Source organism: Lentzea tibetensis, from assembly GCF_007845675.1.
In the GTDB taxonomy this organism is placed as follows: domain Bacteria; phylum Actinomycetota; class Actinomycetes; order Mycobacteriales; family Pseudonocardiaceae; genus Lentzea; species Lentzea tibetensis.
In genome coordinates this window covers 19,702-35,917 of the sequence record NZ_VOBR01000049.1, presented here as the reverse complement: position 1 = coordinate 35,917, position 16,216 = coordinate 19,702, and the positions used below count along the sequence as shown (strand labels likewise).

At 69.3% G+C, this 16,216-nt stretch carries 16 protein-coding genes; 9 read left to right on the top strand and 7 right to left on the bottom strand.

All coding sequences use genetic code 11. From position 1 onward, the window contains the following. The first annotated feature begins 377 nt into the window (after nt 1-377). Nucleotides 378-1,016: a TNT domain-containing protein gene (locus FKR81_RS41005; RefSeq protein WP_146360682.1), complete on the top strand. Its 639-nt coding sequence runs from the start codon at nt 378-380 to the stop codon at nt 1,014-1,016. 31 nt (nt 1,017-1,047) lie between these two features. Here the strand turns inward: FKR81_RS41005 and FKR81_RS41000 are convergent, their stop codons facing one another. The 4 genes from FKR81_RS41000 to FKR81_RS40985 all read right to left on the bottom strand — a co-directional run bounded on the left by FKR81_RS41000 (nt 1,048) and on the right by FKR81_RS40985 (nt 4,679). After that, nucleotides 1,048-1,242, bottom strand: coding sequence for a ferredoxin (locus tag FKR81_RS41000; protein ID WP_146360680.1), 195 nt, complete (start codon nt 1,240-1,242; stop codon nt 1,048-1,050). Beyond that, on the bottom strand, nt 1,239-2,444 hold the full coding sequence (locus FKR81_RS40995; protein ID WP_146360678.1) for a cytochrome P450: 1,206 nt from the start codon (nt 2,442-2,444) through the stop codon (nt 1,239-1,241). The genes FKR81_RS41000 and FKR81_RS40995 overlap by 4 nt, the downstream gene beginning before the upstream one ends. Continuing rightward, complete coding sequence (locus tag FKR81_RS40990) at nt 2,441-4,039, bottom strand: ABC-F family ATP-binding cassette domain-containing protein (protein ID WP_146360676.1); 1,599 nt, start codon at nt 4,037-4,039, stop codon at nt 2,441-2,443. Before FKR81_RS40990 ends, FKR81_RS40995 begins: the two co-directional genes overlap by 4 nt. Before the next feature lie 103 nt (nt 4,040-4,142). Continuing rightward, complete coding sequence (locus FKR81_RS40985) at nt 4,143-4,679, bottom strand: TetR/AcrR family transcriptional regulator (RefSeq protein ID WP_222598577.1); 537 nt, start codon at nt 4,677-4,679, stop codon at nt 4,143-4,145. Nucleotides 4,680-4,740: 61 nt separating this feature from the next. On the opposite strand from FKR81_RS40985, the gene FKR81_RS40980 reads away from it, so the two are divergent. The 8 genes from FKR81_RS40980 to FKR81_RS40945 all read left to right on the top strand — a co-directional run bounded on the left by FKR81_RS40980 (nt 4,741) and on the right by FKR81_RS40945 (nt 12,320). Further along, on the top strand, nt 4,741-5,811 hold the full coding sequence (locus FKR81_RS40980; protein WP_146360674.1) for an FAD-dependent monooxygenase: 1,071 nt from the start codon (nt 4,741-4,743) through the stop codon (nt 5,809-5,811). A 64-nt stretch (nt 5,812-5,875) separates the two neighbouring features. Next, nucleotides 5,876-6,445 carry a hypothetical protein gene (locus FKR81_RS40975; protein WP_146360672.1) on the top strand — a complete coding sequence of 190 codons (570 nt, stop codon included), beginning with the start codon at nt 5,876-5,878 and terminating at the stop codon, nt 6,443-6,445. Beyond that, the gene (locus FKR81_RS40970) at nt 6,430-7,032 is read left to right on the top strand and encodes a DUF6875 domain-containing protein (RefSeq protein ID WP_146360670.1); all 603 of its coding nucleotides are present in this window, start codon (nt 6,430-6,432) and stop codon (nt 7,030-7,032) included. The genes FKR81_RS40975 and FKR81_RS40970 overlap by 16 nt, the downstream gene beginning before the upstream one ends. Nucleotides 7,033-7,206: 174 nt before the next feature. Beyond that, nucleotides 7,207-8,388, top strand: a complete 1,182-nt coding sequence (locus tag FKR81_RS40965) for a nitric oxide synthase oxygenase (protein WP_146360668.1) — start codon at nt 7,207-7,209, stop codon at nt 8,386-8,388. Between the two features lie 16 nt (nt 8,389-8,404). Continuing rightward, on the top strand, nt 8,405-9,577 hold the full coding sequence (locus FKR81_RS40960) for an APC family permease (RefSeq protein ID WP_268891615.1): 1,173 nt from the start codon (nt 8,405-8,407) through the stop codon (nt 9,575-9,577). A gap of 18 nt (nt 9,578-9,595) precedes the next feature. After that, complete coding sequence (locus tag FKR81_RS40955; RefSeq protein ID WP_146360666.1) at nt 9,596-10,693, top strand: NAD(P) transhydrogenase subunit alpha; 1,098 nt, start codon at nt 9,596-9,598, stop codon at nt 10,691-10,693. Further along, nucleotides 10,690-10,965, top strand: coding sequence for an NAD(P) transhydrogenase subunit alpha (locus FKR81_RS40950; protein WP_146360664.1), 276 nt, complete (start codon nt 10,690-10,692; stop codon nt 10,963-10,965). Before FKR81_RS40955 ends, FKR81_RS40950 begins: the two co-directional genes overlap by 4 nt. Beyond that, a complete protein-coding gene (locus FKR81_RS40945; RefSeq protein ID WP_146360662.1) occupies nt 10,962-12,320 on the top strand; it encodes an NAD(P)(+) transhydrogenase (Re/Si-specific) subunit beta in 1,359 nt (452 codons plus the stop codon). Before FKR81_RS40950 ends, FKR81_RS40945 begins: the two co-directional genes overlap by 4 nt. Here the strand turns inward: FKR81_RS40945 and FKR81_RS40940 are convergent. The 3 genes from FKR81_RS40940 to FKR81_RS40930 form a co-directional block, all read right to left on the bottom strand. Beyond that, the gene (locus tag FKR81_RS40940; RefSeq protein ID WP_146360660.1) at nt 12,317-14,254 is read right to left on the bottom strand and encodes a diguanylate cyclase domain-containing protein; all 1,938 of its coding nucleotides are present in this window, start codon (nt 14,252-14,254) and stop codon (nt 12,317-12,319) included. The two genes, FKR81_RS40945 and FKR81_RS40940, sit on opposite strands and share 4 nt — an antisense overlap. Before the next feature lie 55 nt (nt 14,255-14,309). Then, nucleotides 14,310-15,107: an SAM-dependent methyltransferase gene (locus tag FKR81_RS40935; protein ID WP_146360658.1), complete on the bottom strand. Its 798-nt coding sequence runs from the start codon at nt 15,105-15,107 to the stop codon at nt 14,310-14,312. A 65-nt stretch (nt 15,108-15,172) separates the two neighbouring features. Then, a complete protein-coding gene (locus tag FKR81_RS40930; RefSeq protein WP_146360656.1) occupies nt 15,173-16,180 on the bottom strand; it encodes an MFS transporter in 1,008 nt (335 codons plus the stop codon). Nucleotides 16,181-16,216 lie beyond the last annotated feature (36 nt).

The window sequence follows — 16,216 nt, the reverse complement described above, 5'->3', positions numbered from 1 at the left end:
CTTGGGGTGCGGCGTGGTACCCCTATCGGGCCGGCAGGTTCTCTTCCTGCCGGCGGAGCCGGCCCCACCACGCCGCGAGGGGCCCCAAGTCAAGGCCCAATCGCTGCGCCGAAGGCGCGACCCAACCACCCGACACCGAAACACCGAAGCACAGCAAGCATCAGACCCCAGCCTCGACGAGAACCGGCAGCCAGGCAAAGAACCCCAGCCCCGACGAGAACCGGCAGCCAGACAAAGAACGCAGCCCCGACGAACCCGGCAGCCGAGCGAAGCCCCACGCGCCGCCCGCTGAAGCACCCGCCCACGGCCGAGATACCCGTGATCTCCCACCGTCTGAGGGCTTGCGGCACCCCCACCGCCCCCGCCACGATGCAGGAATGTTTGCTGGCAAACGGTTGCTGCTCGCCGTCCTCGTCTCGGTCACCACTCTGCTGGGCGGTGTCACCCCAGCGCTCGCGTCCGCGCCGCCGGAGCTGTGCAGCGGAACCCACCAGGGTGACGCCAGGTTCGGCCCCGACCACCTCCCCAGGCCGTGGCAGCAGCCGGTCGGCCCGATTCTCGCCGGTTACCACCGGTTCGGCGGGCTGAGCCCGCAGAAGTTCCTCGAGAAGTACTGGGACGCGACGGCGAACAGCTGGAAGTACCCGCCGCAGGACGGCTTCCGGCTGGGGCCCGACAACCAGCCGATCAAGTGGGTCAGCGAGCTGCGCGTGGGGCGCAAGCTGGACCGGTTCGGCAGTGAGTTCGGTGCGTTCCTCGCGCCTGCGGGCTCGCCGTACTCGTCGCGGGCCATTCCGCCGCAGAGTCTCAACACGTTCGACCCCGCGTACCGGTGCAACTACCACGCCTATCGGGTGACGAAGTCGTTCAAGGTGTGGGAAGGGCCGATCGCGCCCTGGTTCCAGCAGCCGGGCAACGGGGTGCAGGAGAAGCTCGACCGCGCGCTGGTGCCGGGTGACGGAGCGCTGAACGTCGGCTGGCTCATCACCAACGGGTACCTCGCCCGTGTGAGCTGAGGGGGAACCGGAGGCTCCCCCTCAGCCTCGACTAATCGGTGACGGTGATCGCGCCCGCGGGGCAGAGGTTCTCGGCCTCGCGGGCGAGCTTCTCGTGCTCACCGGTCGGGTTGGGCTCGAGCAGGACGACGGTGCCGTCCTCCTCGCTCTGGTCGAACAGCTCCGGGTCCGTCAGGACGCACATGCCGGACCCGCAGCAGCGGGACTGGTCGACGGAAATCCTCATGCCGTCCACGCTACTGGCAACGAGTGGACGCCGTAGATCGCCATCCGGGAACGCAGCGGTACCTCGGACGCCGGAACGGCCAGGTGCAGGTCGGGGAACTCCTGGAACAGCGCGGTGAACCCGATCCGCATCTCGATTCGCGCCAGTTGCTGGCCGAGGCACTGGTGGATGCCGTGGCCGAACGACACGTGCCTGCCGGACGACGGCCTGGTGATGTCCAGTGCGTCCGGGTTCTCGAACTTGTCGGGATCCCGGTTCGCCGTCGGCAGGTGCAGGGACAGCGAGTCGCCCGCCTTGATCTGGTGGCCCTCGAACTCGAAGTCCTCCAGCGCTGTCCGGATCGTGCCCATGTGCACGATCGTGAGGTACCGCATCAGTTCCTCGACCGCGTTGTCGATCAGGTCCGGCTGGGCTTTCAGCAGCGCCAGCTGGTCCGGGTGCTGCAGCAGGGCGAACGTGCCCAGCCCCAGCATGTTCGCGGTCGTCTCGTGGCCGGCGAGGAGCAGCAGCATGCCCATGTTGCCGACCTCGGTGTCGGTGGGCTCGCCGGTGGTGATCAGGCCGCTGAGCATGTCGTCGCCGGGCGACGCCTTCTTCCGCTCCACCAGTTCCAGCATGTAGTCCTGGATCCGGCGGACCGCTGCCTCGATCTCGGCCATGCCGTTGTCGAAGTTCAGCATCTTCGCCGTGTCCTCCTGGAACCGGCCGCGCTCCTCGTACGGCACGCCGAGGAGCTCGCAGATCACCAGCGACGGCACCGGCAGCGCGAACTCCTCGACCAGGTCGGCGGACGAACCCTTGGCGCGCATGGCCTTCAGCTGCTCGTCGACGATCGTGCCGATCCACGCCGACAGCTGGTTCATCCGGCGCACGGTGAACTGGCCGGTCAGCATCTTCCGCAGCCGCGTGTGGTCCGGAGCGTCCATGCCGAGGAAGAAGCCCGGCTCGGCCTTCGGTCGCTCCGGCAGATCACCGTTGCCCAGTCTGAACAGCGGATGGTGAAGTTCCGACCGCGTGCTCAGCCTGTTGTCCGCCATCAATGTGCGGACCTCCGCGTGACCGGTGACCAACCAGCCCTCGTGGCCATCTGCGAAGATCATTCGGCTGATCGGCGCGTCCTCCCTCAGTTCGCGCAGCTCAGCCGGTGGATCAAAAGGGTTTTCACGTTCCATTGGCAGCCCAGTGGAGATCGTTTCGGTCATCTCGCACACCTCCCAGTGCTATGCGGACCTGATTTCGAAGCTACAGAAGTTTCATGACTCTGTGAAGGAAGTTTCGGAGTTACGGTCCGCCAGGCGGCACACTCCGTGCGAAACCAACGGTCGTGCGTCGCCACGACCACCGCCGCCGACGTGGCGTGCAGCGCCTCGGTCAGCTCGTCGACCAGTGCGATCGACAGGTGGTTGGTCGGCTCGTCCAGCAGCAGCACGTCCGGGCGCCCGGTGAGCAGCTGCGCGAGCGACAACCTCCGCCTCTGTCCAGTTGACAGCACACCGACCGGCTTGTGCAGGTCGATTTCCGAAAGCAGACCGAGTTCGAGCGCGCGCGGGCACACGTCACCGGCGCGTCGCGACTCGTCGTCGAAGACGGACTCCTGCGCCAGGAGGCCGACCTGGCCCGAGTGGTGCACGCTCCCGCACACCGGTGCGATCCGCCCGGCGAGCACGTTGAGCAGCGTGGACTTCCCGGAACCGTTGGGCCCCAGCACGAGCAGCCGGTCGCCCGCAGCGAGCGCGAGCGATTCCTCCAGCGACAACCGGCCTGGCACCTCCAGACCCGACGCGACGAGCAGATCTCCCTTCACCTCGAGCGCGGGTGGCGTGAACCGCAACGGTGGCGGCGGTGGCGGGACGCGGCGTTCGCCGAGCTCCTCCAGCCTGCGCGCGACGTTGCGCACCTTGCTCGGCGCGCGCGTCGAGCGCTTGTGCTTGAACGCACCCTTCGGCGGACGCCAGCCGTCGACCAGCCGCGACTTGGCCTTCTCGACCTCCTCCGCGAGCCGGTCGTGCGCGTCGTTCTCCTGCTGGAACCGCTGCTCCCAGCGCGCCCGCTCGGCTTTCTTGGCCGCCTTGAACGCGGTGTACCCGCCCCCGTGCGTGCGGAGCTCGCCATCGGGGGTCGGGTCGAGGTCGAGCACGGACGTGCACACGTCGTCGAGCAGCATCCGGTCGTGGCTCACCATCACCACGACACCGGCGTGCTCACCCAGCCGTTCCGCCAGGTACGCCAACGCGTTCTCGTCCAGGTGGTTGGTCGGTTCGTCGAGCAGCAGCACGTCCGCGCGCTCGGCGAGCAGGCACGCCAGCCGCACGCGGTAGCGCTGCCCCACCGACAGCTCGGCCAGCGGCCGGTCGTGGTCCGGGTGTGCGTCAAGGCCTTTCAGCGCCAGCTCGAGACGCCGCTCGGCGTCCCACGCCTCGATGCGCTCGGCGTGCGCGAGCGCGTCCGCGTAGCGCTGCTCGTTTCCTGGCAGCGCAAGAAGAATCGCCGCTTCGTCCAGTTCGGACAGTGCGGCGCGCGCGGGCGCCAGCGCGGCGTCGAGCAGCTCGCCGACGGTGCCGTCGGCGGGCATCTCCTGCGTCACCAGGCACACGGAGCCGTGGCGCGCGATCGTGCCGTTGTCGGGTGCGATCTCCCCGGCGAGCAACCGGAGCAGCGTGGTCTTGCCTCGACCGTTCTCGCCGATCACGCCGAGCCGCTGGCCGGCGCTGACGGTGAGCGACACGCCGTCGAGAACGGGTGCGGTGTCGAAGCCCTTGGACAGGTTTTCGGTCGTCAAATGCACATGCGTGCGCATGGGGTACCTCGGAAAATGGGCATGGCGAACTCGGACGTGTCAGCAGCACGTCCTGCTCAGAGGTAGAAGACCCCGTAGCCGAATCCCATGTCTGCGACGCTACTCAGAACCGCAACGCCTTTTCGACGGCGATCTTCAGGTCGTCGCGGTTCGCGGGCTCCAGCGTCGAACCGGCACCGACGAGCCGGTAGAACAGCAGGCCTTCGAGGAACGCGACGAGGTGCCCGCCGTCGCGTCGCGGATCGACCGATCCCAGCGCCGCGGCCAGCTGCTCGGCCTGCTCGCGCGGCGCGATGCCGTGTTCCAGGATGCCTCGCAGCTCGGGGTGGTGCGTGGCCTCGAGCATGCACGCGTACCGGGCGAGCGTGCGCTCCCTGCCGGTCGTCAGCCAGCGCTCGAGCACGCCCGCGATGCTGCCCGCGACGTCGGCCGGGTCCAGCTGGACCTCGGCCTGCTCCAGTTCGGCGAGCCTGCGGACCAGCCCTTCGATCAACGCCTTGCGCGTGCGGAAGTACGCCGACGTCGAGCCCTCGGGCAGCCCGGCCTGCGCGTCGACCGCGCGGTGGGTCAGCCCGCGCATGCCCTTCGTGGCCACGAGGTGGATGGCCGCGTCGGCCAGTGCGGCCATGCGCTCGGTCACATCGCCCTCCCGTTCTACAGCTGTAGTATGACGACCTCTACAGCTGTAGAAGAGGTGGGGCATGAAGGCCATCGTGATCGGCGGGGGACTCGGCGGTGTCGCCGCGGCCGTCGCGCTGCGCAAGGTCGGCTGGGACGTCGACGTGCTCGAGCGCGCACCGGAGTTCGGCGAGGTCGGAGCCGGTATCGGCGTCATGGCGAACGCGCTGCGCGCCGTCGACGCGCTGGGCATCGGCGCCGAGGTGCGCAGGCTCGGCACGCCGCGCGTGCCCGGTGGCGTGCGGACGCCGAACGGGCGCTGGCTCGCGAAGCTCGCGGAGGTCGGGCAGGAGGAGCTCGTCGCGATCCACCGCGCGGACCTGCACCGCGCGCTGCTCGCGCCGCTGCCCGCGTCGTGCCTGCACACCTCGACCGAGGTCACGTCGCTGTCGTCGCTCGACGCCGACCTGATCGTCGCCGCGGACGGCATCCGCAGCTTCGTGCGGGCCGAGCTGTTCCCGGACGTGCCGGGCCCGGTCTACGCGGGCGCGACGGCGTGGCGCGGCATCGCACCCGGCCCGTTCGACGGGCTCGAGGTCTCGCAGACGCTCGGCGCCGGCATGGAGGCAGGCGTGCTGCCGCTCGGCGACGGCCGCGTCTACTGGTACGGCTCCGTGGTCGCTGCACCGAACGCCGACCTGGACGTCCGCGAGCTGTTCGGCTCGTGGCACGACCCGCTCCCGCGCCTGATCGCGGACACGCCACCGGAAACCGTGCTGCGCCACGACATCCACTGGCTCGCGACGCCGCTGCCCAGCTACGTCAGCGGAAACGTCGCGCTGCTCGGCGACTCGGCGCACGCCATGACCCCGTACATGGGCCAGGGCGCGTGCATGGCGCTGGAGGACGCCGTCGTGCTCGCCGCCGCCATGGCACCCGGTGACGTGACGGCCGGTCTCCAGCGCTACGACCAGGAGCGCAGGCCGCGCACGCAGGCCATCGCCCGCGCGTCCCGTTCGATCGGCAGACTGGGCTTCGAGCTGCGCAACCCGGCCGTGATCGCTTTGCGGGACCTGGTCTTCCGGCTCACGCCGCCGCGCGTCGCAGTGCGCGGCATGACCAGGTTCAGCGACTGGCGCGCACCGTCGCTCTGAGACCGTTCCTCGCGTCACACCCGTCCACAGCCCGATCTCAGCTTGCGCGGAGCACGCTCAGGGCATGGAGATCGTCATGGGGGAGCGCGGGGACGCGGAGGAGCTGGCATTCGTGCTGGCGGAAGCGTTCCACGACGACGCGTTGACCAGGTGGATCGTGCCCGACGGCGAGGTCAGGCGGCGGGTGCTGCCCGACTTCTTCCGCGTCTTCGTGGACCTGTCGCTGGCGCACGGCTCGGTGTTCACGACGTCCGAGCGCGACGGGGTGCTGCTGGCGTTGCCTCCGGGCGCGAGTCCGTTGTGCGCCAGGCAGGAACGCGAGATCGCGCGCCGGATGCGGGACGTGTTGGGCGAAGGCGCCGAGCGGATGGCGGAGATCAGTGCGCGGCAAGTCGAGCACCATCCGCGCGAACCTCATTGGTACATCTCGTTCTGCGGTGTCCTGCACGCGCGCACCGGGGTCGGACGCCTGCTGGCCACCGGGTTTCTCGAACGCTGCACCGGGCCGATGTACGTGGAGGCCAGCTCGGCCGCGGGCCTGGCGGGCGCGCACCTGATGGGTTTCCGCCCGCTCGGTGGACGCATTCAGATTCCCGATGGCCCCCAGCTGGTTCCCATGTGGAGGGCGGCGTGAACGTCCATGATGTCGACGCGCTGACAGAGGTCGTCCGCTGGGCACGAGAGTTCCTGGTGCCCGGCCACGCGGATCTCGGCCGGACAGGTCCGGTGTGCCCGTACACGCAGGCCTCGATGCGACGCGATCTGTTCCACCTGGACGTGCGGCACGGCACGCCCGACCTGGACGCGTTGCGCGTGCGGTACGCGGAATGGGCGGACCAGCTGGACGTGACGGAACGCGAATTGCTCACGTATTTGCTGGTCCTCCCGGACGCTGATCCATTCGAGCTGGATGCGCTTCAGCGAAAGGCGAAGGACGAGTTCGTCGCGAGTGGCCTGATGATCGGGCAGTTCCATCCGTCATGTGACGAACCAGGGCTGTGGAACCGGAACTTCCGCCCGTTGCGTTCGCCCGTACCACTGCTCGCTATTCGTCAGTTGTTACCCGCCGACCTGCCGTTCATGTTCGGCACAAAAGGACACTTGGACAGCTACTTCACGAGGTTCGCCCCGGCGCTCCCGGCACGCGTTCGCGGTCAACTGGTAACCAGGCTGGCAACTTCACCCGATCGGGTCGAATCCGTCCGTGACGCGGCTCACTGATCAACGGGCGATCTCGGCGCGATAACGGTTGAACACCACCCTTTTTCGCACTCTCCGTCACCCGCTTGCACTATCAAGTACCTACTCAATGCATCGGACGCGGTCCAGAGATCGTCTTCGGCTAACCGAACAGGCGGTTCCAGCTCCACGAATGTGCAATTACGGTGTCCCGCCATGGCCCCCGTCCCGAGCTCCCCGACTGTTGTGATGTCTCTGTCCGCCTCCCTTGTCGAGCACTCGATCACGGAGACCCCCACCGAGTTCGACATCGCAGAGGCAGAGGACTTCGTTCGCCAGCACCACGCCGAAAACCCAGATCTCGGCAAGGTGGAAGCCCGACTGGCCGAGGTGCACGCGGAGATCGCCGCGACCGGCACCTATCGGCACACCACGGCCGAACTCACCTTCGGCGCCAGGGTCGCGTGGCGCAACAGCGCCCGCTGCATCGGCCGGTTGTACTGGCGCAGCCTGAAGGTTCGCGACCTGCGCGAGGTGAGCGAGCCCGCCGACGTGGCGCGCGAGTGCGTCGAGCACCTGCGCGTCGCCACGAACGGCGGCAAGATCCGCCCGGTCATCAGCGTCTTCGCCCCCGAGGAACCCGGTTCGCCCGCACCGCGGATTCTCAACGAGCAGATCGTCCGGTACGCCGCCTACCGCGGCAAGGACGGTGGCGTGATGGGCGACGCGCGCAACCTGGCGCTGACCGAGGAGGCGCTGCGCAACGGCTGGCAGCCGCCCGCCGAGCGCGGGCCGTTCGACGTGCTGCCGGTGATGGTGCGGACGGAGGGACGCAAGTCGTGCCTCGTCGACCTGCCCCCCGACGCGGTGCTGGAGGTGCCGCTGTCGCATCCGGAGCTGGACTGGCTGGAGAAGCTCGGTGTCCGCTGGCACGCGGTGCCCGCGATCAGCAACATGCGGATGCGCATCGGCGGCATCGACTACCCGTCGGCCCCGTTCAACGGCTGGTACATGGGCACCGAGATCGGTGCGCGCAACCTCGCGGACCACGACCGGTACGACCTGCTGCCGTACATCGGGAAGCGGATGGGGCTCGACACCTCGTCCGAGCAGACGCTGTGGCGCGACCGGGCGCTCGTCGAGCTGAACCGGGCGGTGCTGCACTCGTTCGCGCAGGCCGGGGTGACGATCACCGACCACCACACCGAGTCGCAGCGCTTCCTCACGCACCTCAAGAAGGAGGAGGCGGCCGGTCGCAGCTGCCCCGCCGACTGGTCGTGGATCGTGCCGCCGGTGTCGGGCGGCATCACGCCCGTCTACCACCGGTACTACGACTCGGAAGAGCTGCTGCCGAACTTCTTCCCCTCCACCCCCGGTACCTGCCCCGTTCAGCACTGATCGTCATGATGGGCGCGTGGAACTCACGCGCAGGCTCGGCCTGACCGACGCAGTCGTCATCGGGCTCGGCTCCATGATCGGTGCCGGCGTGTTCGCGGTGTTCGGTCCGGCGGCCGCGGTCGCCGGATCCGGACTGCTCCTCGCGCTCGTGATCGCCGGGTTCGTGGCGTACTGCAACGCGATGTCGTCCGCCTGGCTCGCCGCGCGGTACCCGGAGTCCGGCGGCACGTACGTCTACGGACGGGAACGCCTCGGCCCGTTCTGGGGCTACCTCGCAGGCTGGGGCTTCGTGGTCGGCAAGACCGCGAGCTGCGCGGCGATGGCGATGACGTTCGGCGCCTACGCCGGGCAGCCCCGGCTGTTCGCGGTGCTCGCGGTCGTCGCGCTCACGGCGGTCAACGTGGTCGGCGTGCAGAAGTCCGTGCTGCTGACGAAGGTCATCGTGACGATCACGTTGCTGGCACTGGGAACCGTGGCCGTCACCGCGGACGGCAACGCCGATTTCGGTGCCTTCAAAGCGGGTGGGGTGCTGCAGGCCGCCGGACTGCTCTTCTTCGCGTTCGCCGGGTACGCGCGCATCGCGACGCTCGGCGAGGAGGTGCGCGACCCGGAGCGCACGATCCCGCGCGCGATCCCGCTCGCGCTGGGCATCACGCTCGCGGTCTACGCGGTGGTCGCGTTCACGGCTCTGAACGCGGTCGGCGCGGACGTGCTCGCGTCGGCACCCGCGCCGCTGGCCGCCGTCGCGCCGGACCTGGCGCTGCTGATCCGGGTGTCCGGCTGCCTCGCCGCACTGGGTGCGCTTCTCGGGCTGATACTCGGGGTGTCCAGGACCGTGCTCGCGATGGCGCGCGACCGGCACCTGCCCCCGGTGCTGGCGACAGTGCACAACGGGGTGCCGCGACACGCCGAGGTCGTCGTCGGACTTGTCGTCATCGTCCTGGTGCTGGTGGCGGACCTGCGCGGAGCCATCGGGTTCTCGTCGTTCTGCGTGCTCGGCTACTACGCCATCACGAACGTGAGCGCCTGGTCACTGGGCCGCCGCGTCGTTCCGGCACTGGGTCTGCTCGGCTGCGCGGTGCTGGCGTTCAGCCTGCCGATCGCGTCGGTCGCGGCCGGTGTCCTGGTGCTCGCTCTCGGTGCCGCCGGGTGGCTCACGCGGAAAGTACTGTGGTCCAGGTCACCGTGATCCCGTAACGTCTGTCCTGTGAGAGTGGGAACACCCGCAGAGTCGCGGCCCGCTGAGCGCCGCGTCGCCTGCGTACCGGAAACCGTTGCGCCGCTGGTCGAAGCGGGACTCACTGTGCTGGTCCAGGAAGGTGCCGGGCGCCATGCGCACGCGGTTGACGCCGCGTACCGAGCGGCTGGTGCTTCCGTCGTGCCGGACGACCCCGTGGGTGACGTCAACGTTGTCCTGTCCGTTCAGCCGTTGACCGTTGACCAAGCCCGAAACCTCAGGCAGGGCGACATCACGATCAGCTTCCTGTCGCCCGCGACCGAACCCGATCTCGTGCGGCTGTACGCCGAGCGGGGCGTCACGTCGTTCAGCTTCGATCTGCTGCCGCGCGTGACACGGGCGCAGTCGATGGACGCGTTGTCGTCGCAGGCGCTGGTCGCCGGCTACCGCGCGGTGCTCATCGCGGCCGAACGGCTGCCGCGCTTCCTGCCGATGTTCACCACCGCCGCGGGCACCGTGCCACCGGCGAAGGTGCTGGTGCTGGGTGCCGGAGTCGCGGGCCTGCAGGCGATCGCGACCGCGCGCAGGCTCGGCGCTGTCGTCGAGGCGTACGACATCCGCGCCGCCGCGGCCGAGGAGGTGCGCAGTCTCGGCGCGAGGTTCCTGGAGCTGGACCTGGAGAAGCAGGACGGCGTCTACGCGTCTGCCCAGTCCGAGGAGTTCCTCGAACGCCAACGGGAACTGATCGGCGAGCGGGTCGCCGCGTCCGACGTCGTGATCACGACCGCGGCGGTGCCCGGACGCCGGGCGCCCGTGCTCGTGACCACGGACATGCTGAAGGCCATGACACCCGGCTCGGTCGTCGTCGACGGCGCGGCGGAGTCCGGTGGCAATTGTGCGGGCTCGGTGCCCGGTGAGGACACGTGGGTCGGCGAGGTGCTGGTGCACGGCGCGCTGAACCTGCCGTCGGGCATGCCGGTGCACGCCAGCAAGCTCTACGCGCGCAACGTGCTGAACCTGCTGAAGCCGATGCTGGTGGACGGCGCCGTGGTCCCGGACATGACCGATGAGGTGCTCGCGGGGTGCTGCGTCACCCACGACGGCGTCGTGCGCAAGGAGCTGCCTTGATCGACCTGCTGACGATCTTCGTGCTGGCCGTGTTCGTGGGCTTCGAGGTCGTGTCGAAGGTGTCCACCATCCTGCACACGCCGCTGATGTCCGGCGCCAACGCCATCCACGGCGTGATCCTGGTCGGCGCCATCCTGATCACCGGCAACGCCGAGTCCGCGCTGGAGCTGGTGCTCGGTCTGCTCGCGGTGTTCCTGGCGACCGTGAACGTCGTCGGCGGGTTCGTGGTGACCGACCGGATGCTCGAGATGTTCAAGGGGCACAAGCGATGACGGTCCAACTGGTCTACCTCGTCGCGGCGCTCTGCTTCATCCTCGCGCTGAAGGGGCTGTCCACGCCGCGGTACGCGCGGGCGGGCAACCTGATCGGCGCCTTCGGCATGGCCATCGCCGTGGTCACCGCGTACGTGCACGGTGCCGTCCACAACGGACTGTTGATCCTCGTGGCGATGGCACTGGGCGTCGTCGTGGGCATCCCGGCGGCGCGTTCGGTCAAGATGACCGCCATCCCGCAGATGGTGGCGCTGTTCAACGGTGTCGGTGGTGCCGCAGCGGCGCTCGTCGCGCTGGCCGAGTTCCTCGCGGTGCCCACGTCGTCCGTGCTGTTCCGGGTCGCGACTGTGCTGACCGTGCTGATCGGGTCGGTCAGCTTCTCCGGCAGCGTGGTGACGTTCCTGAAGCTGCAGGAGCTGATGACCTCGCGGCCGGTGGTGTTGCCCGCGGGCCAGGTGGTCAGCGTCGGCGTGGCCGTTGTCTCGGTGGTGCTGGCCGTTGCCGTGTCGGTGTTCCCGTCCGGGTTCCTGTTGGTGCTGCTGGCTTTGGCCGGGTTGGCGCTGGGCGTGCTGTTCGTCCTGCCCGTCGGCGGAGCGGACGTGCCGATCGCGATCTCGCTGCTGAACGCGTTCACCGGCCTGGCCGTGGCCGCGTCCGGGTACGTGCTCGCCAACACCCTGTTGATCGTGGCGGGCACGCTCGTCGGCGCGTCCGGCACCATCCTGACCCGGTTGATGGCGCAGGCCATGGGGCGGCCGCTGACGAACATCCTCTTCGGCGCGTTCACCGCGCCCGCGCTCGTGGCTGTCGCGGGGGAGCAGCGGACGGTGCGGTCCGGCACGGTCGAGGACGTCGCGATCCTGCTGGGGTACGCGCACTCCGTCGTCGTGGTGCCGGGGTACGGGCTCGCCGTCGCGCAGGCTCAGCACGCCGCGCGTGAGCTGGTGCACCTGCTGGAGACGCGCGGGGTGTCGGTCAGCTACGGGATCCACCCCGTCGCCGGCCGGATGCCGGGGCACATGAACGTGCTGCTGGCCGAGGCCGACGTGCCGTACGAGCAGCTGAAGGAGCTCGACGACATCAACCCCGGCATCACGTCCGTCGACGTCGCGCTGGTCGTGGGCGCCAACGACGTGGTCAACCCCGGTGCGCGGGACGAGCCCAGCAGTCCCATCTACGGGATGCCGATCTTCGACGTCGACCGGGCTCGGGCCGTGGTGTTCATGAAGCGGTCCATGCGACCGGGGTTCGCAGGCGTGGACAACACGTTGCTGTACAACGACAAGACGACGCTGCTGTTCGGCGACGCCAAGGACTCGCTGACGAAGTTGCTGGCCGCGCTGAAGCAGCTCTAGTTCGCCAGGTACTCGGTCATCTCGGCGGCGGACAGCGCGGGCATCAACCCGTGCACCGCATCCGCACCGACCGAGGTCCACCAGTCGGCGTCCCCGTCCGAACCGACTCCGTCGGCCACGACCCGGACGCCGAGCCGGTGCACGGCGGCCACCACGTCGCCCATGGCCGCGTGCAGGACGGTCCCCTCGGCGGCCACGGCCGCGCGCACCACGACAGCCCGCACGGGCAGCTCGCTCAACAGGGCCAGCTCGTGGTACCCGCCGTGAAACCCGTCGACGCCGGTGCCGATCCCGTTGTCCGCCAGCACGTGCACGTTGTCGTCACCGGCCAGCACGGACCCGATGTCCAGCGCCACCCGGAGCTGGGACGCGGGCAGCCCGGTCTCGTCCAGCGTTCGCTTCACGTGCGCCACCAGATCCTCGTCGCGCGACTGCAACGGGCTGAGCGCCACGTGCAGCATCGGCGCCCGCTCACCCAGGGCGGACAACCACTGCGCGGCCTGCGCGCACGACTCGTGCAGCAGCCACTGCCCGATCGGCAGCGAGATCCCGGTCTCCTCGGCCAGCGCGAGCGTCTGCGCGTGCCCGAGATCGCCCCACCGCAGCCGGGCGGCGAGCCCGATCACCTCACGCGAAGGCAGGTCCAGCACGGCCGAGTAGTCGACGGACAGCTCACCGCTCTCCACCGCACCGGGCAACGCGGCGGCCAGCGCGGCCTGCCCGCGCCGCACGGCGTCCTCGTGCGGGTCGTACAACGCCCACTGCCGCATGCCGCGCTGCTGGGCCTGCCGCAGCGCGGAGTTGGCGGCGCGCAACAACTCGGACACGCTCGACGAACCAGGCGGGCGGTCCACCACGCCGATGCTGACGGACAGGGCGAGGCCGTGTCCGTCCACATAGGTCGGTTCGGTCAGCTCCTCCTGGATCAGCGACACCATCTCGGGGACCTCGTTGGCGAAGCACACGATGCCGAACTCGCCGCCGCCGATGCGCGCCAGCACGGCGTTCTGCGCGGACGCCACGGCGTGCAGGCGTTGGGCGACCGAGCGCAGCAGGGTGTCGCCCGCCGCGTGGCCGAGGCCGTTGTTCACGACGGAGAAGGCGTCGAGATCCAGGTGGTACAGGGTGATCGGGCCCTGGCCGTGGAGCTTCTCCAGCTGGGTGACGAAGTGCTGGCGGTTCGGCAGGCCGGTGAGCGAGTCGTGCAGCAGCTGGTGGTCGAGGTTCTTCTGGAGCAGGTAGAGCTCGCTGATGTCCTCGATCATCGTCACGTGGTGGGTCGGCACGCCGTCCGCGTCGTGCAGCAGGGACCCCGCCAGGTAGACCCACACGGGCTCGCCGTCGGCGCGGATGAGCTTGCGCTGCTCGCGGAAGCGGTCCACCACACCGTTGCGGACGCGGCGGTAGGCGGCACCGAGGCGTTCGGCGTCGGCCGGGTGGAAGAAGTCGAACAGGGACCGGCCGATCAGCGAGCCGTGGCCGACGATCTCGGCCAGCGTGTCGTTGGCTTCGACGCACACGCCTGCGAAGTCGGTGATCGCGATGCCCAGCGCGGACGACGTGAAGACCTCGCGGAAGCGGGCTTCGCTGACCTTCAGCACCCGTTCGACGCGCCGCTTCGACGCCATCAGGGCGACCTTGATCTGCTCCTGCTGGTCGAAGGCGTCCAGCCGCATGGCGAACGCGTACTGCGAGCTCAGCGTGGCGATCACGCTCTGTTCGTACTCGGGTGCCAGCACCTCGATGGTGCGGCGCAGCGAGTCCGGGCCGGTGAGGCGGATCGCGACCATGCGCTCGGCGACCGTTTCCGGTGCGGTGGGCAGGAGTTCGAGCAGCTCGTAGAGGTACGCCTCGATCTCGGCAGGGGACAGCGGGACGTACGCGGTCGACGAGATCGCGCGCGCCCAGACATGGGCTAGTTGAGACCGTTGCATACTGTTCACAGAGAGTACGGAACCGGGCCCGAGTGGCCAACAAGGTGGGAACGGACTACAACTTTCGACCCACGGCCGCGTAGATGCCCGCCTTGTCCGGATCGTCGTCGTTCTCCGAGTCCGGGCGCCACAGCGGCAGCGGGACGATGCCGGGTTCGGTGATCTCGAAGCCGTCGAACAGGGCCGTGATCTCCTGTTTCGTGCGCGGGAACATCGGGTTCATGCTCTTCTTCATGACCTCGACGACACCCGCCATCTCCTCGGGCTGGAGATCCTGGGTGAACTGCGAGAACGCCAGGTGGCTGCCGGGAACGACCGCGTCGCGGTAGGCGGCGACGATGCTGGCCGGGTCCTTCTCCGGCGCGACGAAGTGGAAGACGCCGACGGTGAGCACGCCGACGGGTTGGGAGAAGTCGATCAGGCCGCTGCGCTGCGCGGCCGCGAGCACGGCGGCCGGGTCGGTCATGTCCTCCTGGATGATCGTCGCGCGCTCGTCGCCCTCGAGGATCAGCCTGCTGTGCGCGACGGCGACGTCCTCGAAGTCCACGTACACGACGCGGGCTTCCGGATCGGCCTTCTGCGCTATTTCATGCACGTTGCCCACGGTCGGGATGCCCGAGCCGAGGTCGAGGAACTGCCGGATGCCCTGGTCCATCAGGAACAGCACGGCACGCCGCAGGAACGCCCGGTTGAGCCGCGCGATGGTGCGCCCGTTCGGTTGCGCTTTCAGGAACTTCTCGGCGAGCGCCCGGTCGGCCGCGAAGTTGTGGCCGCCGCCCAGCAGGTAGTCGTACAACCTCGCGGCGCTCGGCAGACCGGTGTCGACACCTTCTGGAACCCAGCTCAACGTCATGCGAGCAGGCTACTGAGGCGCGCCACCGGCCCGTCAGCAAATGTGCCCGATCGGCCCAGTCACGCTCACTGGAAGGAGTGAACCAACAGCGACGCGACCGCGACTCCTGCCGCGGTGCCCATTCCCCGAGCCATGTTCACGAGTCCGCTGCCGAGTCCCGCGCTGCACGCCGGAATCCGCGCCATCACGGCTTTGCTGCTCGCCGGGACCACGATGCCGAGTCCGATGCCCAGCAGGAAAAGGGGAACAACAGCGGGTACAGGACTGGTCAACAGCAGACCAGCCACAATGGACAGAGTGATCCCGGCGCGGCGCGATGCCCTGGTGAGCAGCGTCGCGGCCACCGCGAACCCGGTGGGCAGCACCGCGACCACGAGCCCGACGTCGGTCAACGGCTGCCGCATGGTGAACGGCAGCACCACCATCGGCGCGAACAGCACCGCGTACGCGACCAGCACGCCGCCGAGACCGGCGACCACGAGCGGATCGCGCAACGGCGTGAGCTCGATCCGCGCACCGCGCGACTCCGCGTCGGGCAACAGGAAGTGCCCGGCGACGATCGCCGCCACGCCCACCGGCACGTTGATCGCGAACACCGACGCCCACCCGTGCGAGGTGACGAGGAACCCGCCCGCGAGCGGCCCGGCGGCGAGCCCCAGCGCCTGCGCGCCGGCCTGCACGCCCAGTGCCGCGCGCATCTTCTCCGGTGCGACGTTCGTCACGATCAACGCGACGCTGTTGGCCTGCAACATCGCCGCACCGGCCGCCTGGACCACCCGCGCCACCACCAGCGCGTCGAGCGTCGGCGCCAGGCAGCACGCCAGCGACGCCGCCGTGAACACCGTGAAACCGCCGACGTAGACGCGCTTGCGGCCGACCCGGTCGGCGAACCTCCCGACCGGCGCGAGCAGCGCGACCAGCGCGATCAGGTACGCGAGGGACACCCACTCGACGCGCGCGGCATCGGCCCCGAAGCGTTCACCGATCGCGGGGAAGGCGAGCGTGACGATGCTCGCGTCGAGCTGCCCCATGAACGCGCCGAAGCACACCGTGCCGATCACCAGCCAGTTCATCGTACCCAGATTATATCTGACCCAGAGGTATTTACG

Excerpts from the sequence above, each read along its gene's own strand:
- FKR81_RS40975 (WP_146360672.1), top strand. The coding sequence starts at position 5,876 with ATGGAGATCGTCATGGGGGAGCGCGGGGACGCGGAGGAGCTGGCATTC.
- FKR81_RS40980 (WP_146360674.1), top strand. The coding sequence starts at position 4,741 with ATGAAGGCCATCGTGATCGGCGGGGGACTCGGCGGTGTCGCCGCGGCC.
- FKR81_RS41000 (WP_146360680.1), bottom strand. The coding sequence starts at position 1,242 with ATGAGGATTTCCGTCGACCAGTCCCGCTGCTGCGGGTCCGGCATGTGC.
- FKR81_RS40990 (WP_146360676.1), bottom strand. The coding sequence starts at position 4,039 with ATGCGCACGCATGTGCATTTGACGACCGAAAACCTGTCCAAGGGCTTC.
- FKR81_RS40935 (WP_146360658.1), bottom strand. The coding sequence starts at position 15,107 with ATGACGTTGAGCTGGGTTCCAGAAGGTGTCGACACCGGTCTGCCGAGC.
- FKR81_RS40940 (WP_146360660.1), bottom strand. The coding sequence starts at position 14,254 with ATGCAACGGTCTCAACTAGCCCATGTCTGGGCGCGCGCGATCTCGTCG.
- FKR81_RS40995 (WP_146360678.1), bottom strand. The coding sequence starts at position 2,444 with ATGACCGAAACGATCTCCACTGGGCTGCCAATGGAACGTGAAAACCCT.
- FKR81_RS40945 (WP_146360662.1), top strand. The coding sequence starts at position 10,962 with ATGACGGTCCAACTGGTCTACCTCGTCGCGGCGCTCTGCTTCATCCTC.
- FKR81_RS40930 (WP_146360656.1), bottom strand. The coding sequence starts at position 16,180 with ATGAACTGGCTGGTGATCGGCACGGTGTGCTTCGGCGCGTTCATGGGG.
- FKR81_RS41005 (WP_146360682.1), top strand. The coding sequence starts at position 378 with ATGTTTGCTGGCAAACGGTTGCTGCTCGCCGTCCTCGTCTCGGTCACC.
- FKR81_RS40965 (WP_146360668.1), top strand. The coding sequence starts at position 7,207 with ATGGCCCCCGTCCCGAGCTCCCCGACTGTTGTGATGTCTCTGTCCGCC.